The organism is Dialister sp. (assembly GCF_051885895.1).
Taxonomy (GTDB): Bacteria; Bacillota; Negativicutes; order Veillonellales; family Dialisteraceae; genus Dialister.
Genome location: NZ_JBJEXP010000011.1, coordinates 56,575 through 64,688, shown reverse-complemented (window position 1 = coordinate 64,688; position 8,114 = coordinate 56,575). Strand labels below are relative to the sequence as shown.

7 protein-coding genes and 1 other annotated feature (1 of these 8 running past the window's edge) are annotated in these 8,114 nt (G+C 49.7%); of the genes, 3 read left to right on the top strand and 4 right to left on the bottom strand.

Going from position 1 to position 8,114, the window contains the following annotated elements; translation table 11 throughout:
• Window positions 1-202, top strand: a 202-nt coding sequence (locus ACI4N7_RS00985; RefSeq protein ID WP_439731501.1) for a hypothetical protein, incomplete at its 5' end; no start/stop codon positions are given.
• Window positions 203-290: 88 nt separating this feature from the next.
• On the opposite strand, the gene mdcA is transcribed toward ACI4N7_RS00985, so the two are convergent.
• The 3 genes from mdcA to madL form a co-directional block, all read right to left on the bottom strand.
• Window positions 291-2,045 (bottom strand): malonate decarboxylase subunit alpha, encoded by a 1,755-nt coding sequence (mdcA, locus tag ACI4N7_RS00980; RefSeq protein ID WP_439731500.1) that lies wholly within the window; start codon window positions 2,043-2,045, stop codon window positions 291-293.
• A 167-nt stretch (window positions 2,046-2,212) separates the two neighbouring features.
• Window positions 2,213-2,977 carry a malonate transporter subunit MadM gene (gene madM / locus ACI4N7_RS00975; protein WP_439731499.1) on the bottom strand — a complete coding sequence of 255 codons (765 nt, stop codon included), beginning with the start codon at window positions 2,975-2,977 and terminating at the stop codon, window positions 2,213-2,215.
• 15 nt (window positions 2,978-2,992) lie between these two features.
• Complete coding sequence (madL, locus tag ACI4N7_RS00970) at window positions 2,993-3,388, bottom strand: malonate transporter subunit MadL (protein WP_439731498.1); 396 nt, start codon at window positions 3,386-3,388, stop codon at window positions 2,993-2,995.
• A gap of 509 nt (window positions 3,389-3,897) precedes the next feature.
• Between madL and ACI4N7_RS00965 the strand changes: the two genes are divergently transcribed.
• Both ACI4N7_RS00965 and ACI4N7_RS00960 read left to right on the top strand, forming a co-directional pair.
• Window positions 3,898-5,661 (top strand): histidine kinase, encoded by a 1,764-nt coding sequence (locus tag ACI4N7_RS00965; protein WP_439731497.1) that lies wholly within the window; start codon window positions 3,898-3,900, stop codon window positions 5,659-5,661.
• 65 nt (window positions 5,662-5,726) lie between these two features.
• Window positions 5,727-6,479: a LytR/AlgR family response regulator transcription factor gene (locus ACI4N7_RS00960; protein ID WP_439731496.1), complete on the top strand. Its 753-nt coding sequence runs from the start codon at window positions 5,727-5,729 to the stop codon at window positions 6,477-6,479.
• A gap of 190 nt (window positions 6,480-6,669) precedes the next feature.
• Here the strand turns inward: ACI4N7_RS00960 and ACI4N7_RS00955 are convergent, their stop codons facing one another.
• Entirely contained in the window at window positions 6,670-7,857 is a 1,188-nt protein-coding gene (locus ACI4N7_RS00955; RefSeq protein ID WP_439731495.1) for a YkvI family membrane protein, read from the bottom strand.
• 144 nt (window positions 7,858-8,001) lie between these two features.
• Window positions 8,002-8,114, bottom strand: a binding site (T-box leader); it runs 86 nt beyond the window's last position.

The window sequence follows — 8,114 nt, the reverse complement described above, 5'->3', positions numbered from 1 at the left end:
TGTCACCTCTCTGACAGGGAAAAATCGCTTGAATCACAAAGTTGAACTGCATCAGGCGTTGGATGCCCTGTGTTACGGTAAACATCGGAATGGAATCCCGGCATCCTTTCCGTTTCTTCCCTGCCTGATCTCTTTCCGACAGGCTATGAATCACTTCTCTTCATTCTTATTGTATCATGACCTGCATAAGAAATCAGCCTGAAAAATACTGGAACATCCTCTCTTTACCAAAAAGAAAAACTCACTTTCCTTTTGGAAAGTGAGTTTTTTATCTGTTCCGCAGAAGTCTGTTACCAGTTTCTGAACTTGGCAGGCGGATCATAGAGTCCACCGGACCAGTCTACCAGATCTTTCATATTCTTGGCTGCCAGAAGGTCTCTGGTGGCTTCTGCCGGATTGATTCCCAGATCTTCCGGCAGTTTTACGATGCCTTCCTTGCGGAGTTTCTTTGTAATTTCCGGATTTTCAAGTTTGCCCACGTCTGTATTTCCTGCAACGGCACGGATAGCATCCATTCTTTCTTCCATGTTGTGGCATTTATGGAGGTAGGCAATACCTACTTCGGAGACAATATGGGTTAGATCATCGGAATAAATCATAATGGGTTCCAGATCCAGATTTGCATTCTTCTTCAGTGCTACTGCATCCAGCTGTTCTACAAATCCGGGGAAGCCTTTGGCAGAAACGGTGGTAATCATCTGGACAACCAGTTTCTTGCCGCGGTTGGCATCGCCCATGAGTTCGAAGCGGTTAGCCACTTCTTCCCCTGCCTTCTGCCATGCGGGAGTCACATGACGGCGGCCTTTGGCATCGCAGCCCATATTCGGTGCGCCGCCGAAGCCTGCCACGTTGTTCTTGGTGGCGGTGGAGGAGTTGCCGTATTTATCAATCTGCATGGTGGAGCCAATGAACATATCTGCAGCATAATGGCCGGCTGCCTGGCAGAAAGCTCTGTTGGAGCGCATGGTACCGTCAGGTCCGATAGCAAAGATGTCCGGACGGGCTTTGATATATTCTTCCATGCCTACTTCGGAGCCGAAGGAATACACTGCCTGTACCCAGCCTGTTTCAATGGCAGGAATCAGTGTAGGATGCGGATTCAGTACCCAGTGGGTGCAGATCTTTCCTTTCAGTCCCAGCGATTCACCGAAGGTGGGGAGCAGCAGTTCTACCGCTGCCGTATCATAGCCTACGCCATGGTTCAGTACTTTCACGCCGTATTCAGCATAAATGCCTTTAATGGCCATCATAGCCTTCATAATGCGGTCATCGGTAATCTTGGCCGGATCTCTGGTGAACAGCGGATTCAGCAGGTAGGGTGTGGGGCTTTCAATGACGAAATCCACCCAGTCTGCCGGAATATCCACTCTCGGCAGCTTGTCTACAATTTTGTTGACCTGGAAAACAACGATGCCCTGGTTGAACTTGGTGGCTTCTACAATGGCCGGTGTATCTTCCGTGGAGAAGCCGGTGTAAATATTGCCGTCCTTATCGGCTGCATCGGCGCATACCAGGGAAACCCGGGGCACCAGGTCGATGAAGTAGCGGGAATACATTTCCAGATAGGTATGAATGGCTCCCAGTTCGATACCGTCATTCTGCACCATCTGCGCCAGCCGTTTGCCCTGGCTTCCTGCATAGGCAAAATCCAGCTTGCGGGCAATGCCTTTTTCGAATACATCCAGATGTTCCGGAATGGAAAGAGTGGACTGAATCATATGGAGGTCGTGAATCTTGGATGGATCCACTTTGCACAGTTCCTTTGCCAGGAAATCTGCCTGTTTCTGGTTATCCCCTTCAATATTGACCTTGTCTCCCGGACGGAGCAGGGCTTCCAGCAGCTTCACCGTATTGGCGGGATCTACGATTTTACCATCCGCATAGGGAGCGGCTGCCGAAATACGGGCAGCTGTGTCGTCTCCCCTTGTATGCCAGTTCTTATTGCACGGTTTGATTTCCAACATAATATCAATCCTTTCTATGAAATAACAGATAACAGGGTTATAGCCTGCAGGATTCATGAGGGAATCCGCAGGTTCTTTCATTATACAGGTTCTTTCAATGTTATTGTTAAGCCCTTTATATTTTTCAGGCCCGGGGCGCCCTATGGAGCGCCCCGTTCCCGAAAAGGAAGGGAATCATTCCGGTTCCGCCTCCTGTGAGAGAAGGGACTCAAGTCCCAGAGCGCTTCCCCGGAATGGTAAAGCCATAATCAGAAAAACATGGTGGTAAGGAAGTAGAATACCGACGGGAAGAGCAGGCATCCCAGGCCGGTGTAGAAAGTAGCAGTCATGGCTGCATAGGGAACCAGTTTCGGATTTACGGCTGCCATGCCGGCTGCAGTGCCGGAAGTCGTACCCATGATGCCGCCAAAAGCCATGGCAGACTGCGGGTTATTAATGGAAAGCGGTTTTGCCACGAAAGGAGTAACTACCATAACCAGTACGGATTTCACTACCCCTGCGGCAATGGAAATCGCAATGACTTCGGAAGAAGCACCCAGAGCGGCACCGGTTACCGGGCCTACCACGAAGGTTGCAACTCCTGCACCGATGGTAACCAGGTCAACGGCACTGGTGTACCCCAGAGGATACGCTACGGCAATACCTGCTACCAGGCAGATAAATTCACCGAAGAACAGGGATGCAACACCGCGCCATCCGATCTTCTTGATTTCACGGAGATCCGCACCGAAAGCGGTGGAAACAATGGCGAAATCACGGAACATGGCGCCGCCTACCAGACCCATGCCTGCAAAAAGCGGAACATCGGCAATCCCTTTGCTGCCGCCGGTGGTTACACCGCCGATATAGGCCAGTACCAGGCCCAGGAAAATAGCGATGGCACTGCCGTGAACCCGTCCCTTGGTGAGGCTGCCCAGTTTATAGGCGACGAACATGATGACACCGAGAAGCATGAAAGCGAAAATCATGCCATTTTTAACAAATAAGTTTGTAATAATTGCTGCAATATCCATGATGCGTTCCCCCCTTTATTTGTGATTCTTGGCCAGTTCGCTGTCCGACACCGGCGCTTCCTCTTTCTTCCTTGCAAAGAACGGAATAGCCAGGAAGCCGATGACCACTGCCAGCACGCCGCCCAGAACTGCTACCACGCCGCCGGAAAGAGCAGCTGCCACGTTCTGGATGGAACTCATAGCCACAACGATGGGAATGTACATGGCACTCCAGAATTTAATGCCCTGTTCTTCAGGCGCTTTCATGTATCCCTTCTGGATAGCCCAGGTAGAAATGAGGATCAGGAGAAGCATAGCAAAACCTACGCCGCCGATATTGGCCTTGACTCCCAAAAGCGCTCCCAGCACATCACCAATGAAATTGCCTGCCATATAGCAGCCTGCGAGAAGTGCAACACCGTAAATAACCATAATAACACCCTTCCTTTCCTTTGAAAAACAGATGAGCCGTCTGCCCGTCCTTAAAGAACACTGTCTTTCAAAAAACTTGGACCCTGCAAGCCTTCCTTTGTTATAATAAAAACAAATAAGACTTATCAAAAATCCTTTGATTTCCTTCAGCTACAGTATACCTGTTTTTCCCCTTAAATTAAAAATTTATGAGACAAGATGCAGGAAACAGGGGGTAAGATGCAATAAAAATGCATTAGTTATTGCATTCATTACATACAAGTTATACATTATAGTTGATATTTGCTTAACAATCTATTATTTTTTCTTTTTTGCAGAGAAAAGGGAGCCGGCGCTTTCAGCCACGCCAGACTGCCTGTTCTGCCTGCTGCCGGTGTCCTGTACAAGTCCGACCGGAAGCGGTCCCATGCTCTGCGCAGCAGCCGCTGTTCATCATATTCCGGGGAAACACGGATAAAAGCCCTGTCCAATGAATCCCTGCTTCCGTAAGTTGTCGAAAGGATGATACTATGAATTCCTCATGGATTATCGGTATCCAGCATGTCTGGTTCGGCATTTCCATCTTTCTCCTCCTTCTGCTGCTCATATGCCGCACCACCTTCTTCCGTGAAGCCATTTCCGCCAAGCATTTCAGCCACCGGCACATGATTCTTTTCATCATCCTGTTTTCCATTCTTTCCATCTGCGGCACCTACTGGAATGTACGGGCCGGCGGCGGCATCATTAATTTCCGCGCCGTAGGCATTATCCTGGCCGGTTTTATCGGCGGGCCGGTGGTAGGCACGGTCACAGGAATCATTACCGGCTTTCACCGGGCCTTCTTCATTCATACGGACGCTGCCTTTGTCCACGGGGGACTGACCATTATCCAGGGCGTAGCGGCAGGCTTTCTGTCCAAACGGCTGAAGAAGCACCATCATCAGCTGTGGATGTGGGCTTTCCTGGACGCTTTTACACTGGAGCTGCTGTTCTGGCTGTTCTTTGCTTTCCTGACCTTTCCGGAAACCATTAACCATCCGGAAGATTTCTTCACTCTCTCCCTGCCTATCATCGTCACCAATACCATTGCCGTCAGCCTGTTCTATATGGTTATCGAATTTTTCATCCATCAGCGGGATTCTGAAAAAACACAGACCACAAAGAATACCTTCGATGCCGTAGCCGCCCTTTTTGCCACGCTCCACGACGGCTTCAACGATGCCAACATATCCAAAATTACGGAGCTCATGACGTCCTCTCTGCCCAGCCTGATCTGGACCGCCATTTCCTACAAGGATCAGCTGTACACCCGCACCAACTTCAAGACGGAAGCCGACCGCACCCAGGGAGAAGCGGAAATCGCCATTCTGAAGCTGCAGAAAAATCTGCCGGACATGGCCCACCTCATGACCCTTCCCGTCACCTACAAGCATGAAACTGTGGGATGGATTATTGCCGCCAAAAGCAAGGGCGACACCTTTACCAAGCTGGGCATTGAATTCCTTCACGGCATATGCCATGTCATGGAAGCCATCTACGAATACGATAAGATGAAGGAAGAGGAAAACCTGCTGGCAGAAGCGGAAATCCGCGCTCTCCAGGCGCAGATCAATCCTCATTTCCTCTACAATACGCTGAATACAATCAGCTATTACGTAAGAAGCGATCCGGATACGGCGAGGAAACTGATTCAGTATCTTTCCGACTATTTCCGCCACAGCCTGAACAATCCCTCCAAACTCATTCCCCTGTCCGAAGAGCTTCATGTCATTGAATGCTATACCGAGCTGGAAAGGGCACGATTTGGCGACCGCCTCAAGATTACCTACGATTTCCCGAAAGATAAGCTGAACAGCATCCAGGTACCGCCTCTGCTCCTGCAGCCCTTGGTTGAAAATGCAGTCATTCACGGAATTTTCAAAAGGCCGGAAGGCGGTAAAATCAAAGTGGGGCTCATTGAACACCCCGATTATTACAAAATATATGTCCTGGATACAGGCATCGGCATGTCAGCCAGAAAGAGGAAAAAACTCCTTATTGACCATAAGCGGCGTGACCAGATCGGACTGATCAATGTGCACCAGCGTCTGGTATCCCTCTTTGGAAGCTCCTGCGGTCTGCATATCGTAAGCAAGGAAAACAGGGGTACCCTGGTTTTCGCCAATATCCCAAAAATAGAGGCGCCCGTCCGAAGCAGTCCGGAGAAAGAAGAAGATCAGGCCATTACCCAGACTATCGTACTGAATCCACTGGTCCAAAAGCAGTCTCCTTCCGGGGATGCTGCTGAGTCTTAAAACAGGAGGCAGGGGAAAACGCTTTTCCCATACCTCCGGAAAGGAAATCGCAGGAAGGAAACTATATGGAAGAAATCAAAGCATTGGTCGCAGATGACGAGCTCCCTGCCAGAGGCGAGCTGAAATATGAACTGTCCTCCATTCCCGGCGTCAAAGTCGTGGGGGAATGTGCCAACGGAAAGGAAGTCCTGCAGTTTTTAAAACTCCATCCTATGGTGGATATTCTTTTCCTGGATATAGAAATGCCCATGATGAACGGGCTGGAATGTGCCAGGGAAATTCTCAGAATGGATCTTCCCCTGAAAATTGTATTTGCCACCGGCTACAGCCAGTTTGCTCTGCAGGCTTTTGATCTGGAAGCTTTTGACTATATCCTGAAGCCCTATTCAGAAGCCCGCATACACCGTATCATTGACCGCCTCAGGGACAGCCTTTCCCTTCTCCGCCGGAAAACCATCCCCGGGGAAGTAAAGGTGAGCTCCCAGAAAATATCCATCCAGACAAAAAATAAAACCCTCATGATTTCTCCTTCCGAAGAAATCGTCCTTGTATGTACGGAAAAATCGGACCGTTCCCTGTTTTACACCACCAGCGGCATTGTGGAGTCCCGGATGACCCTTCGCGACATAGAAAGCCTCCTTACGCCGCTCGGCTTCTTCCGCACCCACAAGGGATACATCGTCAACCTGTCCATGATTCATGAGATCCAGCCCCAGGACAACGGCACGCTGCTTCTTACCATGACCAGCTATGACAAGCAGAAGGTGCCCGTATCCAGGCATTATATCAAAGCATTCAAGGATATACTTCATATATGAAAAAGGCCGCCGAATGGCGGCCTTTTTCAGTTGCACTTTTCTGCAGATACAGAAAGCAGGAGGTTTTGCAGCGAAGTGAAATTTACAGCAGCGGCCTTCATGATTCTCCCATAAACCGGCCTCTATGGACAGAGCCCTGTTCTTTTCAGAAATACAGCCGGATACCGACAAGTCTGCAAAGGCAGGTGAATTATGCCTTCTGCCGGCAGTCTTCTGCCAGTTCTTCCGCTTCCTCCTCTGTTTCTTCCGTTTCTTCTTTTTTGAAGATTTTGTATACTCCTACGGTAAGAAGAGGAAGGAGGAAAAGTGCCATGAAAGCATAGGCAAGAGCCATATACCCCTTGGCAATCAGGTCAATAATGCCTACCTGTGCCAGAGCGATGGAAAATGCCATGATAACCACTGTTGTCATGCCCTTATATTTTCGAGACAGCGGACGGCGTCCCTGGTCTTCCAGACCCTTGTCCACTCTGGCAAGCAGCGCATGAATCATGCCTGTAGCCGTTTCAATCAGTGTCCAACCCATGATAAAGCTGAATGCCACCATCATCCAGGAAGGCACTCCGCTTTCCTGCATCATAACCATCCAGGGCACCGGTGCGCCAAGCACTTCTTTGGAAGGATAAAAGCCCATGACGGAAAAATAAGTCAGGAACCAGGGAATGGTGGCCAGCAGTCCTGCCAGAACACCGCTTACCACCGATTCTTTCCGTTTCGTCTGCTTCTTGATGGTGAAGAAGGACGCAGGAAATACTACCAGATTGCAGGCCATGTACAGAAGACCCGTCCACAGGGCATGGCCCATGGTTGCATCAGGTACATAGGAATGATCGGACGATGCCATAACAGCAGCAATATTTCCCGTATGTCCGGAAATCACAAGCACGGAAAAGGTAAGATAGCCTGCATAGAGTGCTACGGTGCCGAAGGTTTCAAAGAAGGAAATTACTTTTTCACCGTAGAAATTCAAAAGTCCGGCCACTATCATAATGCCCACTACGCCAAACCAGTGGGATACGCCGAACATCTGCTGAACCACAGCCCCGGTGGCAGAGGACATGACAGCCAGAATGATGACCATGAAGACCGTATATACCAGATCAAATACAGGATACAGCGGCCCGGCAATGGTCCGGATAAAGGATTTGTAATCATACACATGGTAAAGTCGTATCAGCTCATAGCACAGCACTGCCACCAGAGCAAAGCCTGCCATGATTCCCAGTCCTGCATACCAGCCGTAAGCGCCGAACTTGGCACCGTACTCGACGATTTCCCGTCCTGTGGCATAGCCGCCGCCGATCATAACGGACTGGAGCACAATGCCGGGAAGCAGGTACTTTCCCAGATTTCCATCAAACATAGATAATACTTTCATATAAAGCCCTCCTTCACTTTGGACAGGGCACTAAAAAAGCCTCTGTCCCCATAGACAGAGGCGGATTTCCCGCGGTACCACTCTGATTTATCACTCAGACACGTATAACAAAAGATGGAATCTAAAAGCCCCTGTCCCATATGGGACAGGGGCGAAATCGCGGTACCACCCTGCATTATACTCTTATGTCATAGTCCTGTAACGGGCACCCCCGCTTTCCTTACTGTCATTTCAGGAAAGACGCTCTCCAGTGATTG

What these genes read in the sequence shown, in the direction of transcription:
- ACI4N7_RS00955 (WP_439731495.1), bottom strand. Translation starts at nt 7,857, where the DNA reads ATGAAAGTATTATCTATGTTTGATGGAAATCTGGGAAAGTACCTGCTT.
- ACI4N7_RS00965 (WP_439731497.1), top strand. Translation starts at nt 3,898, where the DNA reads ATGAATTCCTCATGGATTATCGGTATCCAGCATGTCTGGTTCGGCATT.
- ACI4N7_RS00960 (WP_439731496.1), top strand. Translation starts at nt 5,727, where the DNA reads ATGGAAGAAATCAAAGCATTGGTCGCAGATGACGAGCTCCCTGCCAGA.
- mdcA (WP_439731500.1), bottom strand. Translation starts at nt 2,045, where the DNA reads ATGAAAGAACCTGCGGATTCCCTCATGAATCCTGCAGGCTATAACCCT.
- madM (WP_439731499.1), bottom strand. Translation starts at nt 2,977, where the DNA reads ATGGATATTGCAGCAATTATTACAAACTTATTTGTTAAAAATGGCATG.
- madL (WP_439731498.1), bottom strand. Translation starts at nt 3,388, where the DNA reads ATGGTTATTTACGGTGTTGCACTTCTCGCAGGCTGCTATATGGCAGGC.